Genomic DNA, 20,339 nt, shown 5'->3' with positions numbered 1-20,339 from the left:
GACATCACAAAAACAAACACAGTAGAAGTAAAGGCAAAAAGGATGACGGTCAAAAATTTGGAGAGTATAAATTCCTTTTTACTCATGCCATCGATGAGGTTTTGTTTTAGCGTGCCATAACTGTATTCGTTTGCCATCATTGAAACAATAACAATGGCAAGAAATAATTTTAGAATTGATGCAATGTAGGTATTGAAATGCCAAATATAGGGGAAATTGAAAATCCCCATTTCAGCAAAATGCAATTTAAAGTTTCCAATATCAAATTTGATTGAAGCTATTAAAGCAATAAAAGAAAGAATGACAAAATAACTAATAGTCAATATTCTGCTAGCCCTGTTTTTCCAGATTTTTTGTAATTCGATGGCGAGTAATCTTTTCATATTTGTGGCTTTTAGGTATTGGTTAATGCTAAAAATTGCTCCTCTAAACTCATTTTTTTGTTTACTAAATGGTTTAATACAATTCCTTTGTCAAATAAATACTTATTCAATTGGCCAGCATCCACTTTGTCTTTGAAATGAACAATTACTTTTCCTTCCGCTTCTGAAATTTTTTCAAAATTTGGATGATTTTTTAGTGTTTCGATTAGAGCAGTATTGTTCTCTGCTTTTAGTTCAAAAAAACGATGTTGATTACTCATACCATCCACTGTTCCCGAATATAAAATTTCTCCAAAACGCAAAACCAAGACATGACTGCACACTTTCTCCACTTCGTCTAATAAGTGTGAAGCCAAGAGAATAGTTGTTCCTTGAGATGCAATAAGTTTAATTATATCTCGAATTTGATGAATTCCTTGTGGGTCTAAACCGTTAGTTGGTTCGTCAAGAATTAATATTTCGGGGTCATTCAATAGGGCAGAAGCAATGGCCAATCGTTGTTTCATTCCCAATGAAAAGGTTTTGAATTTGCTGTCTTTTCTATCAATTAGTCCAACAATTTCTAGTTTTTCGGTAACTTTTGAATAACCAATTCCTTTAATCTTGCATACCAGTTCAAGGTTTTCAACAGCCGTCATGTAGGGATAAAAATTGGGTCTTTCAATAATGGCACCCACTTTTTTCAAAGCATCATGGGTTTCCATGGTACCATTAAACCAACTGTATTCGCCCGAAGTTTTATTAACTACATTCAGCACAATTCCTAATGTAGTTGATTTTCCACTTCCGTTTGGTCCAAGAATTCCATAAACATTGCCTTTATGTATTTCTAGGGAAACGTCTTTTACAGCATGTATTTTGCCGTAACGTTTGTTGAGTTTTTTTATTGAAAGAATAGTAGAATCCAAAGGGTTATTTTTTTGAGATTAAAAGTAGGACGAATAAACAATGACTTTGTTACTGTAGATTTTTCAAAATAAAAATTACAGTAGGGTTATATCATTTATAAGGTACAATTAGTGGCTGTCCAATTTGGAAAGCGGGCAATGATAAATCGCTGTTTTTTAAAGAATTACTCCTAAAAATATTTGATCCTTCAAAAGGAATAGAAGGATAATAGGATATGGAAATTTGGAAATTATCAAAAACTAAATAATCATTATTAATCAATACACCCAAACTAAATTTCGAATACAATTTACTAGTAAATAAAGTATTTGTTTCATCGCCTAGCAATCCAAATGTCATATTATAATAGGGGCTAAAGTGAAATCCATGCCAATTTCCAGGTACATAGGTTTGTGTTTGAAATGAAGTTGTAATTTTTTTAGTGCCATTTATCATAGGATTATTTAACCCAGAAATTCCATTTTCATCCGTAATCATAATGCGGTCATTTATAATTGGAACTCTATTATTTCCAAGGACTACAATTGGTTTGAAAAATTGTCTTACTTTCCAACTGCCTAGATTTGCTAATTTTGAGAAATAGACTAGCTCAAATCTAAAAGTGCTTTCTTCACTGTTGCCATTAGAATAAAAACTTCCCAATTCTGTATTCAAACTTAGGTAACCAAATGAAAAATAATAACCATAGGCAAATCGTCCACCAAAGTATGCTCGTTTTGTATTGTTTTTATCCTGAAATCCGGCTGTAATTGAGTAAACTTGTCCAAAAGGAACATCTTCAATAATTCCAAAATTGAATAAATATTTATCTTGTATAAATTTTTGAGTGTTGATACCAATGCTTGTTAAGTATAATTTTTCGGAGGCATAAAAGTGGTATGGATCATATTCCTCTGATGGGGCATTTAGATAATTGACATTTTTATAGCCAATAGTAGTTACAAGATTCGTAGTTCTAAAATCGATATTTTTTCCTTTGAAAATTTTAAAGGAGTGACCCAACCAATAATCTTGTGTTTCTAATTTAAAAATCTGATCTTCAAAAACATTATTGTTATCCGGTAGTGAATCCCTATAAAATTTATTTTCAAAATAGACACCACCAGCCAATCGTGTTAATGGAGAGAAAAAAGTTCGTTCAACACGAGCACTTTTTGTGGTATAATTATCCAACGAATTTTCATAAATAAATGTAGAATTAATATAAGTGTTTTTGAAATTAGGGATGGAATACCTGCCATAGTAAGCATTTTGTCCGTTATCAAAACGGTTTTTAAAATCATTTTCAAATTCATGTCCTAAACCTAAAAAGTTTTTTTCTGTTATACCATAGCTAGCTTGTGAACTTGTAATGGCAAAATCAGGAACTAAACTCCAAGAGTCCAATACACGAACCGAAATATCAACAGAGTCTTTGCAATTTGGAATTTCAACGGGTTTAATAACAACACTTCTAACATAGCGTTGCTTTCTTATTAAACGTTCCGATTCTATTATTATGAGAGAATCTAAAACTTCATTTTTTTTAAATAGCAATAGGTTTCTAATCGTCCATTTTTTGGTTTTTAGGTGCAACTTGTTTCCAAGTTTTTCAATTCCTTTTTCGGGTTCATTGGAATAATTATCTACAGAATATCCAAATGGGTCGAGCGTTGATATGTTAATGTTTCTTATGATTTTCCCTTCGTATCTTTCAAATGATTTTTTATTGAAATAGGCATTTCTTTGATCTGTTGAACTTGCACTTGATTTGCGATTTGATTTAAATAGAAGTTTATAAAGCGCTTGGTTAAATTTATTTCTTTTGGAATAATCTTCAATTTTTTTATAGATTTTAATTGAATCGTTGCCACTGTCTGTTACTTGTGCCATGGAGTTAATGTAAGCTAGAAAAAACAATAGCATTCCGAAAAGTATCTTTTTATTCATTTGGTTAAGCCATTTTAACAAATATAAAGAAATATAGTGGCTGTATTACTGATTTTAACATTGGTAATCATTTGTGTCCGATAAAAAAGAATAATTATATTTTTAACACAATGTTTATTATGAATTTTAACATGCCGCTCCGCTGGAGCTCGTTTTTTTGAATAACATTTTTTCTACAAACATTAAGTCACGATGGGACTAAAATAGCTCCTTTAAGAGCGATATGTTTGTAGAAAATTGAATTATTATTGAAAATATAAAATATAGCTCCATCGGAGCGACATTTTCATTATTGATTAAAATTTATCGGACAAAAATAATTGGTAATATTCTATAAAAAAAATCCACAACCGATTTACCAATTGAGGATTAGATTCTGAACACTATTTTCTGTCCTGAACCCGAAGTTTCGGAACGGGATTGAGTACTAACTCTTCTGTTCTTTATTAAAATAAACCAAGTAGTAATACATTTGCTTTTCTTCGTCCCAACCTTTTTCTACATATTTCTCAGCACTTTCAGGATTGATGAAATCTAATTTAATTTGAATATTGGTATCTAAATTTATAACATTTTTTATCGATTTTCTGGCATCAGTAACGGCTCCGTTTGCTATTGGGAAAGTCGTAACATCCTCAATACTATACTTTTCGCCTTTGTCTACTTTATAGTTTTTAAACTCCGGAATTAAATCAGGATTGTCTAATACTTCATTCAAGAAATTGCTTTCTTCAAACAAATCGTTTTTGGCAAAATAATTCACCGAACGGTTCATAAACATTACTTCTTCTTTCTTGTCTTCGGCAGGAAAAACAACATCTTTAGCAAAGTTTTGACAGAATTTCAAATACTTTTTGGTATAGAAATTTTCGTCTTGAAAAGCATCCACCGAAAGAAAATGTTCCAACCAATAACGCGCATCATAACGATTGCTATCAACAGTCAAGATTTTATATCCTTCTTCTTTTTTGTGGTTAAAAATCAAACATCCTTTGTCCAGTTTGTTCAAATTTATTCCTTGTTGCAATATCATTTCGAGTGTTGTACCTTTTTCTTCAAACTGCATAAAATCAGTTTGAATTTCACTTTTGAAAACCCCTACGGCATCCACTATAGTATTGTCAATATTCAAATTGGTGATATGAGCCACATATACTTCTCCGTTCTTGATGTGTGGGTGATTGGATTGTTCAAAAAGATGTTTGGTTATCTTTTTTGATACTTCATGCGTTTCACTTGGATTAGTAAAAATCTCGGAAACTAAGTTGAACATATCGTTGTATTCTATATCTACTTCGTGGGCAAACTGGAAATAGTTTTCTTCTTTTTCACGGAAGGGTTTGAAGAAATATTCCTTTAGTAGCGGAACAATTTCATCATTCAAATTATAAGGTTGCTCCGAAAGGAATATCGCTTCGTTTCGACTTTTGTTTCCCACTCGGTGAATGGATAAGGTTTCTATGTGGGCGTTGAATAGGTTTAGCATTGTTTGAGGTTTAAGGTTGTTTAAGGTTGTTTAAAGGTTTAAGGTTGTTTACTTGATAAATTTTGTGCCTTTAAAATCTTTTTTGTTTAGATAAGTTATAAAATTGTGTATTTTGATGATTAATTTTTCGTAGTCCGAAACTAATTGTTTTTGTTGTTCTTCATTGATATAATCATTGTCAAAAAGCCGATATACTTGAGATCGAGTTTCTCCAGCGGAACCTTTTGCTGTAGATAAGAATTGACGAAATTCTAAGTTACCGTCTCTCTCAAATCCTTCAGCAATATTATCCATTACTGAACCAGAGGAACCTTTGATTTGTTCTTTAAATTTATAATCGGTTTTAAGTTCAGTAGTTTTTGAGATGATAATAATTTCTTTTGAAAGTCTTCTAGCTTCTTGCCAAATTTCCAAATCTTCAAAACGTTTTACAGTAGCCATAACAACAATATTAAACCCTAAACAACTTTAAACAATATTAAACTCTAAACAATTTTAAACAACTTTAAACAATTTCAAACTTTCCCTAATTCCAATTCTCCTCAAACCCAAAATCTTCAAAGTTATCTTCTCCGCCAAAAGCATCTAAATCGTCTTCGTCTAAATCGTCTTCAAACTCGCTATAGCTGTCATCTTCTTCAAAATCGGCTTGAAAATGTTTTTCCATGGCTTCGGCTGGTATTTCACCATGTGAGAATAATAAATTGGGGTAAATCATTCCAGTTTCAACAGTATTTTCAACGGCGGCAAGTTCTACCAAAAATGTCCACATATTGATAAAATCATACACATAAATAATTTTAGTGTTTTCCGTGTCAAGAATATCAGCCAATTGATAATCGCTCATGATTTTGTTTTCGCCAGGAACATCGCCAAAATCAAACATTGGGATTTCATATTCTTGATTCCACGTATCATCACACGTATAAAACGAAGCCACTTCTAATCCGTCAAATCCGAATGCGTTGACAATAGCGTTATGCAAATCCTCCAAAGTATCACTTTCAAGAATAGCAATATCTCTAATTACATCTTCTTCTGCATCGAGAATTACTCTAAATTTATAAACCATAATCGTATTTTTTGTAAGCTAGCAAAGGTAAAATATTAATCATGACCCTTACACTATAAATTCAATTTATTTTAAATGATAACTATACGTATAGTGAATTTTTGAAACGAAATGGCATAACAAAGTATCGACGAAATGCATCAAAAAAGAAAGAAATGTAACTCTATCGAGTTTTATGGTAGTTTAACGATTAAGTTAGTTTAAGCGCATCAATTGCAGTAATTTAGCTTTAATAATCTGAAAAAACAAGAATAACTACTTGATATAAAAGGGAAGAAGTTCTTTAAAGATAAATATCCTGTCAGATAATTAATAATTCAAACTGAAGACTACCTGTTCTTAACGGAACAGGTTTTTTTATAGTTCAAAGTCGGGAAATTTTGTGTAGCAGGTTTTTTTCCACACCTGACAGGTTTTTAAAACCTGTCAGGTGTATTTTATAACTTATAATTTATTTTCCACCCCTTATAGGTCCCCGATAGGCGGATTTACTTCGTCAATTCGCTTTGCTCGGGTACAATTACATATCCAACTATTTTTATGGAAAATCGATGAACGACACTAAAAACTAACCAACGTAAAATAAAAACACTTCATCCCAATAAATCAACAGTTCGGTTAGCTTATATTTTTTAATTTCCTCCTTTTTTGCAGATTTGCTTCATCAAATTGTAAAACATGAAACCACTTTGCCTTTTTTTAGTTGCATTTTTAGCTGTAGCAAGTTATGGACAGCAAACCATTTCGGGCATGGTGGTGGATGCAAAAAACAAACCCATAGTGGGTGCCAATGTTTATATTGAAGGTACTTATGACGGAAGTTCTTCTGATGAACAAGGAAATTTTAGTTTTACTACAACTGCCAGTGGCAACCAAACTTTGGTGATTAGTTTTTTGACTTATGAAACCTTGAAACTTGCTATTGATGTGGCTACATATAAAAATCGTGTTATCCTACTAAAAGAAAGTAGTAACACGCTTGATGCGGTGGTCATTACTGCAGGAACCTTTAGCGCGGGAGAAAAAAGCAGGGTTTCGGTTTTAAAACCTTTGGATATAGTTACTACTGCCGGTTCGGCAGGCAATATTATTGCGGCGTTGCAAACCTTACCCGGAACACAAAACGTGGGCGAAGATGGACGGCTGTATGTTCGTGGTGGCGAAGCCGACGAAACCCAAACTTTTGTAGACGGCATCAGAGTGGCACAGCCGTATGGTGCAACCACCAATAATTTGCCCACTCGTGGACGATTTTCTCCTTTTTTGTTTAGCGGAATTTCATTTTCTACAGGTGGCTATTCGGCGGAATATGGCGAAGCGTTATCGAGTGTATTGTTATTAAATACACAAGATGAACCCGATCAAAATAAAACCGATATTTCGTTGATGACCGTGGGATTAGGGTTGAGCAATACCCAAAAATGGAAAAAAAGTTCGCTAAGTATTAATACTGCCTATATTGATTTAGCGGCTTACCAAGTTGCCATTCCTCAAAATGTAGATTGGAACAGGCCTTTTCAGTCCTTATCGGGAGAAGCGGTATATCGTTATAATTTTGCTAATGGTATTTTTAAGGCCTATGCCGCTTTTGACGCTTCACGGTTTGATATAAACCAAGAAGATATCAATCAGCCAGAGCCCGTGAGAGTAGATTTGAACAACACTAATTTTTATTTCAATTCCTCTTATAAAGGAAATTTTGGTGGCAATTGGCAACTATTTACTGGATTGAGTTATGGTTACGGACAAAATAAAATTGGCATAGATTCAAATGATGTAAACAATAATGAACACGCATCTCATTTGAAATTAAAACTCACCAAAAAGCTTTCAGACAAAGTAAAACTGGCTTTTGGAAGTGATTATTTTATGACCAAATTTGATGAAGATTTTAATACTACTTTCTCAAGCGGTTATGATGCTGCTATTGCTGCTGTTTATACCGAAGCTGATATTTTCTTTTCCAAAAAGTTTGCAACTAAAATAGGTTTAAGAGCTTCAAATAATGATTATATTGATGAAAACACTATTTCTCCAAGAGCTTCATTGGCTTATAAAGTTTCAAAGAACAGTCAGTTTGCTTTTGCCTATGGCGATTTTGAACAAGCACCACGTCAAGAGTATTTGAAGTACTCAAATCAGTTTGAAACCGAAAAAGCGTCACACTATATTTTGAATTACCAATACACCAAAAACAGTAAAACGTTGCGAGCTGAAGTGTATTACAAAGGGTATACAGATTTAGTTAAATATGACACCGAAAGAGCACAATTAAATTCTCAATTTTCCAATGCTGGAAGTGGTTATGCCAAAGGATTGGATGTTTTTTGGAGAGATGGAAACAGTATTAAAAATCTAGAATATTGGATTTCGTATTCCTATATTGATACAAAAAGAGATTATCAAAATTTTACAGCTACCGTTACGCCGAGTTTTGTTGCCAGTCATAGTTTGTCAGTTGTGACTAAATACTGGATTTCTGATTGGAAATCGCAAGTGGGTTTCACGCATCAATTTAGCACCGGAAGACCATATAATAATCCGAATGAAACCGCATTTATGAATGGTAAAACAAAAAACTTTAATAATTTAAGTTTTAACTGGGCGTATTTGCTAACACAGCAAAAGATTTTGTACTTTTCAGTTTCCAATGTTTTAGGAACTCAAAATGTTTTTGGGTATGATTATGCCAACACACCCAATGCAAATGGCATTTATGAAAGAAAAGAAATTATTCCAACAGCAGATCGGTTTTTCTTCGTGGGATTCTTTTGGACTATTAGTGATAATAAAAAAGACAATCAATTAAACAATCTATAACACATGAAACGAATTATTTTATTGACAGCATTTATTTTATCTTTTAAAGGATTTGCTCAAAATATTTCTTTAAAAGTAGAAATCACAGGGTACAAAAGCAACAAAGGAATGGCTTACATAGCCGTTTACAAATCAGAACAGGAGTTTTTAAAAAAGCCAACTATAGGTAAAATTGTAAAAATTGAAAATAATAAAGCAGTAGTTATTTTCAATGATTTGCCAAAAGGCGAATATGCTATTAGTTCCTATCATGACGAAAACGGCAATGGTAAGTTGGATACCAATTTTATGGGAATTCCAAAAGAAGATTATGCAGTTTCAAACAACGCAAAAGGTTTTATGAGTGCACCTAAATACAAAGATGCCAAATTTATAGCCAAAGAAAGTAAAACAATTACAATGAAAATTTAATATTCAACAGTTCATCCATCAAATTAAACAGTTCAGTAAGTTTAAATTTCACAACAAACAAAACGACACTATTTTTACCTCAGAAATCAAATTCAAATTCAAATTCAAAAATCAAATTCAAAAATCAATTTCAAAAATCAAATTCAAAAATCAAATTCAATTTCAAAAATCAATTTCAAAAACAATTTTAAACAACAGTAAACTTTTAAACAACATTAAACAACCTTAAACAATTTTAAACAACCTTAAACTTTTAAACAACACTAAACTTTTCAATTATGAAAACAATTATCATCACCATCGCATTAATTATTAGTTCATTACTAACAGCTCAAACCTCTTTTGAACAAGGAATGGGGAAAGCTCTTGGGCTTTGGGGAGAAGGAAAGGCACAGGAAGCATCAGCATTAATGGAACGCATTGCGGCAGCAGAGAAAAGCAATTGGTTACCCAATTATTATGTGGCATTAATCAACACCACCGAAGCGTTCAATCCAGCCAATAAAGAAAAAGTGCCAGCCATGATTATTAAAGCTCAAGATGCCATTGATAACGCTACTTTAATTAGTCCGAACAATGATGAAATCATGGTAGTTCAAGCGATGCTCTACACTGTTATTTTAATTCAAGATCCAATGACAAATGGAGTGAAGTATACAGGATTAGTAATGGAAGAATATGGAAAAGCATTGGCCATAAATCCAAATAACCCAAGAGCAGTTTTCTCCAAAGCCGAATTTGAAATTGGTGGCGCAAAATATTGGGGAACAGATATTAAGCCAATGTGTGCTCAAATTGAAAAATCAATTGGACTATTTGCTAACTTTAAGCCAGAAACACCTTTTTCACCAAAATGGGGTTTGGATAGAGCGCAAGAAGCGTTGAAAGGGTGTAAATAAAGAAAAGAAGTGTTACGGTTTTGAGGCACAAAGAAAAAACCTCAGAACCTAAAAAACATTAACTATGAAACAGTTGATAAAAGAAATTCCAAGAGCTATTGTCATATCCTTCACCATCTTTTTTGTGTTGTTGGTGGTTAGGATAATTACAGGAAACAAAATTCAGTTTGATTATTATTTATTGGTGAATTTTGGTTATACCATGCTTTATAGTCTTTCGTTATACTATGCTAATGCTGCTATTTTTATCTATTTGGATAAGATTTTCAAAACGGATAGATTTATCCCAAAACGAATAGTAATTGGTTTTATAGCATCATTTCTAGTGTCAATTATAGTTATTTTTCTATTGCGAATTTTTGAAGATGTACTAGTAGAAGGAAGTTCATTTAGCGCTTTTTTAAATAATGAAGAAATGTCCAATTACTTGGTAGCTATTATTGTTACGTTTTTTGTAACCCTGGCTTTTCATGCGTTCTATTTCTATAAAGCATACACTGAAAATAAGGTAAAAGAACAAAAAGTAATTGCTGGAACCGCTTCGGCACAATTTGAAAGTTTAAAAAATCAAATCGACCCACATTTTTTGTTCAATAGTTTAAATGTGTTGAGTTCGTTGATAGAAGAAAATCCAGATAATGCTCAAAAATTCACCACTTCGTTGTCAAAAATATACCGCTATGTTTTGGAACAAAAGGACAAAGAGCTGGTTCCTGTTGAAGAAGAATTGGCTTTCGCCAAAACGTATATGAACTTGTTGAAAATGCGTTTTGAAAATTGTATTACCTATGAATTGCCAACAGATGAGGATTGGATTGCTTCGTCCCTTTCAATGACAGAGGCCAAAGTAGTGCCGCTTTCGTTACAACTTTTATTAGAAAATACGATCAAACACAATGTGGTTAGCGAGACAAAACCGCTACACATCAAAATTTATTTTGAAAACAGTTACTTAATCGTTGAAAATAATTTACAGAAGAAAGAAATCTTGCAAGAGCGAAAAGGTGTTGGACTGCAAAACATCGTCAATCGTTATGCGCTCATTTCAGAGCGAAAAGTTTTGGTAGAGGAGACACAAACCGAATTTAAAGTAAAAATTCCAATTTTAACAAAACAAATTGCCATCATGGAAACAAAAAACATTTACAGTGAGAACATGGCTTTTATAAGAGCAAAAGAACGAGTTGAAAAACTAAAAGGATTTTATGGCAATTTAATTTCATATTGCTGCGTCATTCCTTTACTCATATTTATTAACATTCAATCAGGCGGATTTCAATGGTTTTGGTTACCCGTGTTGGGATGGGGAATGGGCGTTTCTTTTCATGCTTTTGAGACTTTTGGTTATGGAAAATCATGGGAAGAAAAGAAGATTCAAGAGATATTAAATAAAGAGAATAGCACAACAAACAAATGGAAGTAATCATGGAAAATATGGAGAGCCAAAAATCACCCGAAGAATCAGTTCGTGAAAGAGTAAAAAAGTTAAGTCAGTTTTACACTCATCTTTTTATATATGTAATTGGTATTATAATTTATGTTCTAAAAACCTATTTTGGCGTTCAGTTTAATTTTTTACCAATTAAATATATAAATGGATTTGTAATGTGTTTTTGGACTTTTTTCTTAGTAGTTCAAGGATTAAAATTATTTTTAGCTGAAAGAGTTTTTGGAACCAACTGGGAACAAAAACAAATCAGAAAAATGATGAATAAACAAAATGAAACAAAACAAAAATGGGAATAATCATGGAAAAAAATAACGAAGAATACGAAAAATACCAGCGTGCCAAAAAGCAAGTCAAAGAAATCAAAGGATTTTACAGTCATTTACTATCTTATGTATTAGTCATGGCGGTTTTAATTTTTATAAATTTAAAATACACACCTCAATATCTTTGGTTTTTTTGGTCATTATTTGGTTGGGGAATTGGATTGCTTTTTCATGCTATCAGAACTTTTAATTTCTTTCCATTTTTTTTGAATGACGATTGGGAACAACGGAAGATCAAACAATATATGGACGAAGAAAATAGAAAAAATAAATTGGAATAATTATGTAAAATTATGATGAAATAAAATTCCAAGAAGCAGCAAAACGAGTTAAGAAAATCAAAGGATTTTACACGCATTTAACTGTCTATATTGTTGTCAATACCATGATAATTATTGTCAATGTTCAAAACCTCGATGAAGGTGAAAGTTTTTTTAAATTTAAAACTTTTTCAACTGCATTATTCTGGGGAATTGGTTTAGCAGCCCACGGATTATCAGTATTTCTGCCTTCCTTAATTATGGGAAAAGATTGGGAAGAAAAAAAGATTAAAGAGTTGATGGAGAAAGAAAAGAACAACAAGTGGGAGTGAAATCAGTGTTCAGTAAACAGTTGCAGTAAGCAGTTATTATTTTATCCGCTTCAAACTATTTTAAACAATCTTAAACAATTATAAACAATTTTAAACTATTTTAAACAATCCTAAACAATCCTAAACAATCTTAAACCTAGCAATGAAAATCATCATCATCGAAGACGAAAAACCGGCAGCACGATTGCTTCAACGAAAAGTGGAGAAACTCGGCTTGCAAGTCAATACACTGTTGCATTCGGTAGAGGAATCAATAGATTGGTTTGAGAAAAACAGTCATCCCGATTTGATTTTTCTTGACATACAATTATCGGATGGTTTGTCTTTTGAAATTTTTGAACACTTTTGCTCCGTTCAGTGTGACATTAAAAGTGCTGTAATATTTACTACGGCTTATGATGAATATGCGTTGCGTGCTTTTAAGTTAAACAGTATTGATTATTTATTAAAACCTATTGACGATGATGAATTAGAAATTGCAATATCAAAATTCAAAAATCAATTTCAAAAAAGTATCGTTTCTAATTTAGATTTTGATGCTATCAAAAGAATGTTGGTCAACCCAATTGATAGAACCTTTAAAAAACGGTTTACCATCAAAATGGGACAACAACTCAAGATGGTAAACATAGAAGAAGTAGAGTGTTTTTATAGCGAAAACAAAGGAACCTATTTGCATACTTTTGACAATAGAAATTACCTTTTGGACACCACTTTAGAACTACTGGAAACCGAACTTGATCCAAAGGATTTCTATCGTGTTTCTAGAAAATTTATCATTCCAATGAAAGGAATCAAAGAAATTCAAATGCATAGCAATTCTCGTTTAAAAGTAATTCTACTTTCATACAAAGATGATGAGATAATTGTAGCGCGAGAACGCGTAAATGATTTTAAAGATTGGTTGGGGTAACGTGAGTTTTAATTAAAGTTAATTAACTTTTTTCAACTAATATGAATGCTCTGTTATTTTTTACAAAGGGAAAAATCAACTTTTTAAGTTTAGGAGATTTCATCTTTTAATCGAAATGACAATTTACATTAATTACCTCATAATCGTCTGTTTTCTATCAGGACCAACAGAAACAATCTTTATTGGTACTGCCACTTCTTGTTCTATGAATTCGATGTATGTTTTTAGTTCTTTTGGTAAGCTTTCAAAATTGGTTAGTCCGGTCAAATCCTGTTTCCATCCTTTGAATTCAGTATATATAGGAGTGACGTTTTCTTCCTCTATATTGTAGGGCAAATGATGAATCACTTCTCCATTATAATTATAAGCTGTGGCTACTTTTAAAGTGTCAAAACCCGAGAGTACATCACCTTTCATCATCATGAGTTGGGTTACACCATTAATTTGGATAGCATATTTCAAGGCTACCAAATCCAACCAGCCACAACGGCGTTTTCTTCCTGTCACGGAACCAAATTCGTTGCCTACACTTGCCATCAAATCTCCCGCTTCGCTAAAATCTTCGGTTGGAAATGGTCCAGAACCCACACGAGTAGTATATGCTTTGAAAATTCCATAGACTTCTTTAATTTTATTCGGAGCAATTCCTAAACCAGTACAAGCACCAGCCGCAGTAGTATTGGATGAGGTTACAAAAGGATACGTTCCAAAATCGACATCCAACAACGAACCTTGTGCGCCTTCGCAAAGGATAGATTTTCCGGCTTTTTGAGCTTGTGCCAAATATTCTTCGCTATCAATAAAATCCAGTTTTTTCAAATCTTCAATGGCTGCAAAGAATTCCGTTTCCATTTCGGCCAAGTTGTACTGAATGTTTACATCATAAAATGCAATCATGGCCTCGTGTTTGTCTGCCAAAGCACGGTATCTTTCTTTGAAATCAGCTAATTCAATATCGCCTACACGTATTCCGTTTCTTCCGGTTTTATCCATATAGGTTGGTCCAATTCCTTTGAGTGTAGAGCCAATTTTGGCCTTCCCTTTTGAAGCTTCCGAAGCAGCATCGAGCAAACGGTGTGTGGGTAAAATCAAATGTGCTTTGCGTGAAATAATCAGTTTTGATTTCAAATCAAGATTAAATTTGGCCAAACCATCTACTTCACTTTTAAAAACGACTGGGTCAATTACGACACCGTTTCCAATGATGTTTATATTATTACTGTGAAAAATCCCTGAAGGAATAGTTCTTAAAACGTGTTTTATTCCGTCAAATTCAAGCGTATGACCAGCGTTTGGTCCGCCCTGAAAACGAGCGATGATATCGTATTTTGAAGTAAGAACGTCAACTATTTTTCCTTTTCCTTCATCTCCCCATTGTAATCCGAGTAGTAAATCTACAGTCATTTTAATTTGTGTTGTGTGTTGTTGTTAGTTGTTGTCTTTTTATTCTTGTTTTGCCTTTGGGATAAAACCTACTTTGGCAAAATAGTTCATACCGCCCATCACCAATGCTGTTATAAAAGCTACAGCGATAATTTTTATGACAAAGTTAATTGTAAATTTATCCATATCATCTATAAGTTGAAAAACCAACTTAGATACAACGATAAAAACAAAAACAATAACAAAAGTCTTTTTGAAATAGTCGATAGGTTTCATATATTATTCTTTTTTGTAGCATAAAAATACAACGAATGGTTGTGAATTTCTATTCCGAAAATATCTTCAATGGTTTGTTTGATGGTTTGAATTCTTGGGTCACAAAACTCAATTACTTCCCCAGAATCGGTCATAATAATATGGTCGTGTTGCTTATCGAAATACGACTTTTCATAATGCGCTTGGTTTTGTCCAAACTGATGTTTCCGCACTAAACCACAATCCAATAAAAGTTCGATAGTGTTGTATAGCGTAGCACGAGACACACGATAGTTTTTGTTTTTCATTTTGATATACAAATTTTCAATATCAAAATGCTCTTCGCTATTATAAATTTCCTGAAGAATAGCATAACGTTCAGGTGTTTTGCGATGTGCTTTGTTCTCGAGATACATCGTAAAAACATTTTTTACGGTTTCTTGATTTTTAGAATTATCGTTGGAAATTAGTGTCATGGGACAAAGTTAAATCTTTTGTTTAAGGTTTAAAAGTTTAAAGTTCAAAGTTTTTATAAAAGATATCAATTGGTATAAACCCTTGTTACTTTATCAACGCCATCAATTTTCTTAATGTTATCAATTAATTTTTTCAAAATAGCATTATTTTGTACAATCACAGCTACTTTTCCGTTAAAAATTCCAGCTTCACCACTAAGGGAAATACTTTGAATATTTACGTGCATGTTGTTAGAAATTACTTTTGTCAATTCATTGGTTAATCCTAAACTATCCATTCCTGTAATTTTCAAAATGGCTTTAAATTCTTGCTGTGAAGAGTCAATCCATTTGGCTTGCATGATGCGATAGGCATAATTGGATTGTAATGTGATGGCGTTTGGACAATCTTTTTTATGCACCTTAATTCCTTCATTTATAGTAATAAAACCAAATACATTGTCACCAGGAATTGGGTTGCAACAGGATGATAATTTATAATCCAGTTTATCTTGTTCCGAACCAAAAACGAGCATGTCAAAATTTTTATTGAGCTCTTGTTTGTTGATGTCTTCGGGCTGTGAACTTGGCGAACGTTTAATTTTACTCTTAAAAAAATTCATTAAGGTATTGCTTTTTTGAGCAGCAAAATCCTTGAGTTGTTGGTTTTCAATTGAACCAATTCCAACACGATAGAACAAATCCAAACTGGTTTTAAGTTTAAAAAAATTTACCATTTCATTGACAACACCTTCATTCAATGTGATTTTTAAGTGTTTTAGTTTTCTTGTCAATAATTCTCTGCCGTCTTCGGCAATTTTCTTAGTATTTTCGTTGAGTACGTTTCTAATTTTATTTTTTGCTCTCGAAGTAGTTACATAATCTAACCAGTTGATGGTTGGTTTTTGATGAACAGAAGTTATTACTTCAATTTGATCACCACTTTTTAACTCGTAATTTAAAGGAACCAATTTTCCGTTAACTCTAGTTCCTCTTGTTTTAATGCCAATTTCGGAGTGAATACTAAATGCAAAGTCGAGTGAAGTGGCACCTTTAGGCAAGGATTTGATTTCTCCTTTTGGTGTAAAGACGAAGATTTCTTTAGCATACAAATTCATTTTGAAATCTTCTACAAAATCTACCGCATTAGTTTCCGAACTTTCCAAAGCTTCTTTCAAAAGATTGAGCCATGTATCTAAACCGCTTTCTTCGGTTGCGCCTTGTTTGTATTTATAATGGGCAGCATATCCTTTTTCTGCAATTTCATCCATGCGTTCACTTCTCACCTGAATTTCCACCCAACGCCCTTTTGGTCCCATAACCGTTATGTGTAATGCTTCGTAACCAGTTGATTTTGGCGAAGAAATCCAATCGCGCAGACGACTTGGGCTGGGACGATAATGATCTGTAACTATGGAATAGATTTTCCAAGCCAAGAATTTTTCATCGTGCAGATTAGATTTATAGATTATACGGAGTGCAAATTTATCATATACTTCTTCGAAGGTCACATTTTGAGCGGCCATTTTTCTTCTAATAGAATAAATGGATTTTGGTCTGCCTTTCATGACATAATCTACACCTTCTTCGTCTAAAGATTTTTTTAAAACATCCGATATTGTGGCAATATAGGCATCTTGTTCTTCTTTGGTTTCCTTTATTTTACTGACAATTTCTTTATAAATTTCGGGTTCGGTATATTTTAATCCTAAATCTTCGAGCTTTGTTTTAATGTTATATAAACCCAATCGATGCGCTAATGGAGCATAAATGTAGAGGGTTTCGGAAGCAATTTTTATTTGTTTGTAATCGGGCATGGAATCCATCGTTTGCATATTGTGCAAACGGTCGGCCAATTTGATTAGTATAACTCGAACATCATCATTGAGTGTCAATAGCATTTTACGAAAATTTTCCGCTTGCAATGAAATGTTCATGTCTTTTTTTACTTGAGAAATTTTGGTCAAACCTTCTACCAAATGGGCTACTTTTGGATTGAACATTTTTTCAATTTCTTCAATTGTAATAGAAGTGTCTTCTACCACATCATGCATCAAAGCGGCGGCAATACTGGTGGCACCAAGTCCAATTTCGGAAGCCACAATTTTGGCAACACCAATAGGATGAAAAATATAAGCTTCTCCTGATTTTCGGCGTTGGTCTTTATGAGCATTAACTGCAACGTTGAACGCTTTCCGAATTAGTTTTTTATCAGTTTCGGTTAAGGTTTGATAACTAATGCGAAGCAATTCTTTATATTCTCGGGCAATGGCTTTTTTTTCTTCTTCTAAATCAATTTCAATCATAGCATTTTCAAACAATTCCTAAAATTAGGAAGAACAAATGAGATGTGCAAATCATAAAGTTAATTTCCTTAATCAAAACCCTCTTTGTCTTTTGGCTTCAAAAATTAATATGGCTACAGCCACCGATACATTCATACTGTCAATTTCGCCTTGCATAGGAATGATAATATTTTGTTTAGCTTGGTCTCGCCATGGTTGAGAAAGTCCCGTGGCTTCTGTACCCACCACTATTGCTGTTGGTTGAGTATAATCTTGCGTGTGATAGGAAGTAGAATTTTGTAACGTTGCACTATAAAAATTGATGTTATTTTTAAGCAAGAATGCAATTGCTTCTTCTGTTGAAGCCATCGCTATTTGATTGGTAAACAAACAACCTACACTAGAACGAACAGTATTGGGATTGTATAAATCGGATTTTGAATTGGCAATGATTACGGCATCTACATTGGCAGCATCACAGGTGCGCAACATAGCACCAATATTTCCCGGTTTTTCGATGGCTTCCATAACTACTATCAATGGATTTTTGGGTAGTTTTAAATCAGAAAGTTGTGATGATTTGATTTTAGCAACAGCAATAATTCCTTCGGTTGTATCACGGTAAGCAAGTTTTTGATAAACTTCAATAGAGATTTCAATAAGGTTGATTTGGTTATTTGTTAATTTAGTTATTTGTTGTTCTGAAACTAAATCAGGAAGAAAAAGTATGGTTTCTATTTCGTAATTTCCTTTAATAGCCAATTCAATTTCGCGCATCCCTTCTATCAAAAAAGTGCCTGATTGTTTTCGGGCTTTTGTTTTTTCTTGTAGTTGGATTAAAGATTTAACAAACGGATTTTGTGACGAAGTAATTTGTTTCATGCTATTTATTGAAAGTCCAAAGTTACCTCATTTTTTTAATGATTTAGATATAAAAATCCCTTCAAGGGTTCAGGATAATCAATATCATTTAAAAACAACAAATAAAAATAAGTGCCATCAGGTGCATTTTCACTTCCAATTCCGTCTTTTACTTGACCAGTCCATTTATCGGTATTTTGATTTCCTATCCAAATCAATCTTCCCCAACGGTTATAAATCTCTATTTTAAAATCGAGAAAAATATCATATAAACCATCAATTGTCAAATTATCGTTGTAAGTGTCATTATTGGCAGAAATGTAATTATAAACTTTTGGCGGACAATTTCTTGTCGTTAGTAAAAATGAGGTAATACTAAAGCAATTTTCATTGTCAATTCTTATAAAAATTTCTTTGGGAGTTGCTATTGCAACATAATTTGTTGTGTTTAAAATAGGATTTACACCATTCGTTGCATTTTCTATAGTTTCATAAAGTTGAACTGTATCATTTGAATTCGTTTTTACCAATTCTTCATAACTCGAAAAATCAAAAGTTCCTCTAGTAAATCCCTCATTACAAGAGATTAAAGATTCTAAGGTATTAAAAGTAGGCGAAATCCAAAAAGTATTCGAAATGGAAAAAGTATTGTTAGTTTCAATTAATTCGGCTACAATTCCGGTACCATTTCCAGTATCATCTACCACAAATTTGATTTCAAAAGTATCAGGTATTAAATTGGGAATTACCAATGTAATTTGGGAGGAAATAGAACCATCAACTGGAATTTCAGCATTGGTTGTAGTAGTTTGCAATAATTGATTATTTATATAAATTGAAATGGGTGTTTGAGTAGGAAGCGGATTTGTACAGTTCAAATTGGAGATAGTATAATTTACCACAATAGTTCTCGAGTCACATTGATTTTCAACAGAATTTATTGCCACTGTAGCATCGGGCAATTGACTGTTAAGTTTAGTGACTATGGTATTTATTAAAACAAAATCTTGTGCGGTGGTCATTTTTACTTCAACAGTAGAGTTACCAATGCTTATATAATTTTGAATGTCATAAATATCCAAATCCATATTGTATAAACTACTGCTACCAGTGATGCTATTGGTGCCATTAAAAGCATTATTTCCCGGATTTAACGGAGGGTTATTTATGATATTTCCATTAATCAATAATGATTCTTGATTCGCAATGTTAGCGTCACCTTCCCAGGCAACAAATCCTAGTTTGGCCCCAGAATTATCCAAAACATTTAAGTTTCCTAAATTGATGATCAGTTGATCTTGAACGTTAACTACGGCAGTTGATAATGCTTCTAATCCGTCATAAACATTAATCTGATTTAGTGGTAATGTTGGATTGCCAAACACAATTACAATTGCCCAGCCAGAAAAGTTGGTTCCGTTGTTGCAATAAGTATCCGGATTTAAAAATGGAGATACATCAAGGTCAGAAAAAGTATAGAGGCCATTTCCAGTGGTTTGTAATTGTGTTGTAACATCGGCAAAGGCACTAAAAAACGGATTACCATTAGAACTTTGAATCGCCGAAAAATTTCGTTGCGAAGTGATGTCAATTCCATTTAGTTTAACATTAAAATCACCAGTTCCAGAACCAGCCCAATACAAATAGGCGTTTTCGATAACATCTGTTGGACTTAAATTCAAAGTGGCGTCCGAGCTTGGCAATAAGAGGCACGGATCATTAGCACCATTGGGCTGAACATTCAAGGTATTGCCTATAAAAGTGAAATCAAAACGACCGTTGAACTGATTGTATAAGGATACATTTTGACCATTTGTTATAAAAATGACACCAAAAAGTACAATAAAAAGTAAATAAAATCGTTTTAATTTCACAGCAAACTGGTTAACGAGCTAAAGTTAAGTAATTATTTT

At 32.9% G+C, this 20,339-nt stretch carries 20 protein-coding genes; 8 read left to right on the top strand and 12 right to left on the bottom strand.

Going from position 1 to position 20,339, the window contains the following annotated elements:
* From ACK5ON_RS10570 to ACK5ON_RS10545, 6 genes are all read right to left on the bottom strand, one after another.
* Window positions 1-383 (bottom strand): ABC transporter permease (locus ACK5ON_RS10570; RefSeq protein ID WP_409822263.1); only part of this gene is annotated, 383 nt, incomplete at its 3' end.
* A gap of 11 nt (window positions 384-394) precedes the next feature.
* Entirely contained in the window at window positions 395-1,291 is an 897-nt protein-coding gene (locus ACK5ON_RS10565) for an ABC transporter ATP-binding protein (protein WP_396174297.1), read from the bottom strand.
* A gap of 91 nt (window positions 1,292-1,382) precedes the next feature.
* Complete coding sequence (locus ACK5ON_RS10560; RefSeq protein ID WP_409822261.1) at window positions 1,383-3,221, bottom strand: hypothetical protein; 1,839 nt, start codon at window positions 3,219-3,221, stop codon at window positions 1,383-1,385.
* 427 nt (window positions 3,222-3,648) lie between these two features.
* Entirely contained in the window at window positions 3,649-4,707 is a 1,059-nt protein-coding gene (locus ACK5ON_RS10555; protein ID WP_409822259.1) for a nucleoid-associated protein, read from the bottom strand.
* A 48-nt stretch (window positions 4,708-4,755) separates the two neighbouring features.
* A complete protein-coding gene (locus ACK5ON_RS10550) occupies window positions 4,756-5,148 on the bottom strand; it encodes a four helix bundle protein (RefSeq protein WP_409822257.1) in 393 nt (130 codons plus the stop codon).
* 85 nt (window positions 5,149-5,233) lie between these two features.
* Entirely contained in the window at window positions 5,234-5,779 is a 546-nt protein-coding gene (locus ACK5ON_RS10545; RefSeq protein WP_409822255.1) for an IS1096 element passenger TnpR family protein, read from the bottom strand.
* Between the two features lie 678 nt (window positions 5,780-6,457).
* Here ACK5ON_RS10545 and ACK5ON_RS10540 point away from each other — a divergent pair.
* The 8 genes from ACK5ON_RS10540 (at window position 6,458) to ACK5ON_RS10505 (ending at window position 13,187) form a co-directional block, all read left to right on the top strand.
* Window positions 6,458-8,599: a TonB-dependent receptor gene (locus tag ACK5ON_RS10540; protein WP_409822253.1), complete on the top strand. Its 2,142-nt coding sequence runs from the start codon at window positions 6,458-6,460 to the stop codon at window positions 8,597-8,599.
* Between the two features lie 3 nt (window positions 8,600-8,602).
* Complete coding sequence (locus tag ACK5ON_RS10535) at window positions 8,603-9,010, top strand: DUF2141 domain-containing protein (RefSeq protein ID WP_409822251.1); 408 nt, start codon at window positions 8,603-8,605, stop codon at window positions 9,008-9,010.
* Window positions 9,011-9,288: 278 nt separating this feature from the next.
* On the top strand, window positions 9,289-9,909 hold the full coding sequence (locus ACK5ON_RS10530; protein WP_409822249.1) for a hypothetical protein: 621 nt from the start codon (window positions 9,289-9,291) through the stop codon (window positions 9,907-9,909).
* 64 nt (window positions 9,910-9,973) lie between these two features.
* A complete protein-coding gene (locus ACK5ON_RS10525) occupies window positions 9,974-11,332 on the top strand; it encodes a histidine kinase (RefSeq protein ID WP_409822247.1) in 1,359 nt (452 codons plus the stop codon).
* The gene (locus tag ACK5ON_RS10520) at window positions 11,323-11,655 is read left to right on the top strand and encodes a 2TM domain-containing protein (RefSeq protein ID WP_396157100.1); all 333 of its coding nucleotides are present in this window, start codon (window positions 11,323-11,325) and stop codon (window positions 11,653-11,655) included. Before ACK5ON_RS10525 ends, ACK5ON_RS10520 begins: the two co-directional genes overlap by 10 nt.
* A gap of 2 nt (window positions 11,656-11,657) precedes the next feature.
* Window positions 11,658-11,963 (top strand): 2TM domain-containing protein, encoded by a 306-nt coding sequence (locus ACK5ON_RS10515; protein ID WP_396157099.1) that lies wholly within the window; start codon window positions 11,658-11,660, stop codon window positions 11,961-11,963.
* A 20-nt stretch (window positions 11,964-11,983) separates the two neighbouring features.
* A complete protein-coding gene (locus ACK5ON_RS10510) occupies window positions 11,984-12,274 on the top strand; it encodes a 2TM domain-containing protein (protein WP_409822265.1) in 291 nt (96 codons plus the stop codon).
* Window positions 12,275-12,416: 142 nt separating this feature from the next.
* Window positions 12,417-13,187, top strand: coding sequence for a LytR/AlgR family response regulator transcription factor (locus ACK5ON_RS10505; protein WP_409822244.1), 771 nt, complete (start codon window positions 12,417-12,419; stop codon window positions 13,185-13,187).
* Between the two features lie 132 nt (window positions 13,188-13,319).
* On the opposite strand, the gene ACK5ON_RS10500 is transcribed toward ACK5ON_RS10505, so the two are convergent.
* The 6 genes from ACK5ON_RS10500 to ACK5ON_RS10475 all read right to left on the bottom strand — a co-directional run bounded on the left by ACK5ON_RS10500 (window position 13,320) and on the right by ACK5ON_RS10475 (window position 20,300).
* Complete coding sequence (locus ACK5ON_RS10500; protein ID WP_409822242.1) at window positions 13,320-14,591, bottom strand: adenylosuccinate synthase; 1,272 nt, start codon at window positions 14,589-14,591, stop codon at window positions 13,320-13,322.
* A gap of 39 nt (window positions 14,592-14,630) precedes the next feature.
* Window positions 14,631-14,846, bottom strand: coding sequence for a hypothetical protein (locus tag ACK5ON_RS10495; protein ID WP_409822240.1), 216 nt, complete (start codon window positions 14,844-14,846; stop codon window positions 14,631-14,633).
* A complete protein-coding gene (locus ACK5ON_RS10490) occupies window positions 14,843-15,301 on the bottom strand; it encodes a Fur family transcriptional regulator (RefSeq protein WP_409822238.1) in 459 nt (152 codons plus the stop codon). The genes ACK5ON_RS10495 and ACK5ON_RS10490 overlap by 4 nt, the downstream gene beginning before the upstream one ends.
* Before the next feature lie 65 nt (window positions 15,302-15,366).
* Window positions 15,367-17,586 (bottom strand): RelA/SpoT family protein, encoded by a 2,220-nt coding sequence (locus ACK5ON_RS10485; RefSeq protein WP_396174672.1) that lies wholly within the window; start codon window positions 17,584-17,586, stop codon window positions 15,367-15,369.
* 72 nt (window positions 17,587-17,658) lie between these two features.
* Entirely contained in the window at window positions 17,659-18,447 is a 789-nt protein-coding gene (locus ACK5ON_RS10480) for a TrmH family RNA methyltransferase (protein ID WP_409822236.1), read from the bottom strand.
* 35 nt (window positions 18,448-18,482) lie between these two features.
* Window positions 18,483-20,300 (bottom strand): gliding motility-associated C-terminal domain-containing protein, encoded by a 1,818-nt coding sequence (locus ACK5ON_RS10475; protein WP_409822234.1) that lies wholly within the window; start codon window positions 20,298-20,300, stop codon window positions 18,483-18,485.
* Window positions 20,301-20,339 lie beyond the last annotated feature (39 nt).

Source organism: Flavobacterium sp., assembly GCF_046317795.1.
Classification (GTDB): domain Bacteria; phylum Bacteroidota; class Bacteroidia; order Flavobacteriales; family Flavobacteriaceae; genus Flavobacterium.
Note: the sequence above shows the minus strand (reverse complement) of the source record. Positions and strands in the feature narration are given on the sequence as shown.

Excerpts from the sequence above, each read along its gene's own strand:
- ACK5ON_RS10540 (WP_409822253.1), top strand. The coding sequence starts at position 6,458 with ATGAAACCACTTTGCCTTTTTTTAGTTGCATTTTTAGCTGTAGCAAGT.
- ACK5ON_RS10480 (WP_409822236.1), bottom strand. The coding sequence starts at position 18,447 with ATGAAACAAATTACTTCGTCACAAAATCCGTTTGTTAAATCTTTAATC.
- ACK5ON_RS10535 (WP_409822251.1), top strand. The coding sequence starts at position 8,603 with ATGAAACGAATTATTTTATTGACAGCATTTATTTTATCTTTTAAAGGA.
- ACK5ON_RS10550 (WP_409822257.1), bottom strand. The coding sequence starts at position 5,148 with ATGGCTACTGTAAAACGTTTTGAAGATTTGGAAATTTGGCAAGAAGCT.
- ACK5ON_RS10545 (WP_409822255.1), bottom strand. The coding sequence starts at position 5,779 with ATGGTTTATAAATTTAGAGTAATTCTCGATGCAGAAGAAGATGTAATT.
- ACK5ON_RS10560 (WP_409822261.1), bottom strand. The coding sequence starts at position 3,221 with ATGAATAAAAAGATACTTTTCGGAATGCTATTGTTTTTTCTAGCTTAC.
- ACK5ON_RS10495 (WP_409822240.1), bottom strand. The coding sequence starts at position 14,846 with ATGAAACCTATCGACTATTTCAAAAAGACTTTTGTTATTGTTTTTGTT.
- ACK5ON_RS10525 (WP_409822247.1), top strand. The coding sequence starts at position 9,974 with ATGAAACAGTTGATAAAAGAAATTCCAAGAGCTATTGTCATATCCTTC.
- ACK5ON_RS10530 (WP_409822249.1), top strand. The coding sequence starts at position 9,289 with ATGAAAACAATTATCATCACCATCGCATTAATTATTAGTTCATTACTA.
- ACK5ON_RS10555 (WP_409822259.1), bottom strand. The coding sequence starts at position 4,707 with ATGCTAAACCTATTCAACGCCCACATAGAAACCTTATCCATTCACCGA.
- ACK5ON_RS10485 (WP_396174672.1), bottom strand. The coding sequence starts at position 17,586 with ATGATTGAAATTGATTTAGAAGAAGAAAAAAAAGCCATTGCCCGAGAA.
- ACK5ON_RS10500 (WP_409822242.1), bottom strand. The coding sequence starts at position 14,591 with ATGACTGTAGATTTACTACTCGGATTACAATGGGGAGATGAAGGAAAA.
- ACK5ON_RS10515 (WP_396157099.1), top strand. The coding sequence starts at position 11,658 with ATGGAAAAAAATAACGAAGAATACGAAAAATACCAGCGTGCCAAAAAG.
- ACK5ON_RS10505 (WP_409822244.1), top strand. The coding sequence starts at position 12,417 with ATGAAAATCATCATCATCGAAGACGAAAAACCGGCAGCACGATTGCTT.
- ACK5ON_RS10520 (WP_396157100.1), top strand. The coding sequence starts at position 11,323 with ATGGAAGTAATCATGGAAAATATGGAGAGCCAAAAATCACCCGAAGAA.
- ACK5ON_RS10490 (WP_409822238.1), bottom strand. The coding sequence starts at position 15,301 with ATGACACTAATTTCCAACGATAATTCTAAAAATCAAGAAACCGTAAAA.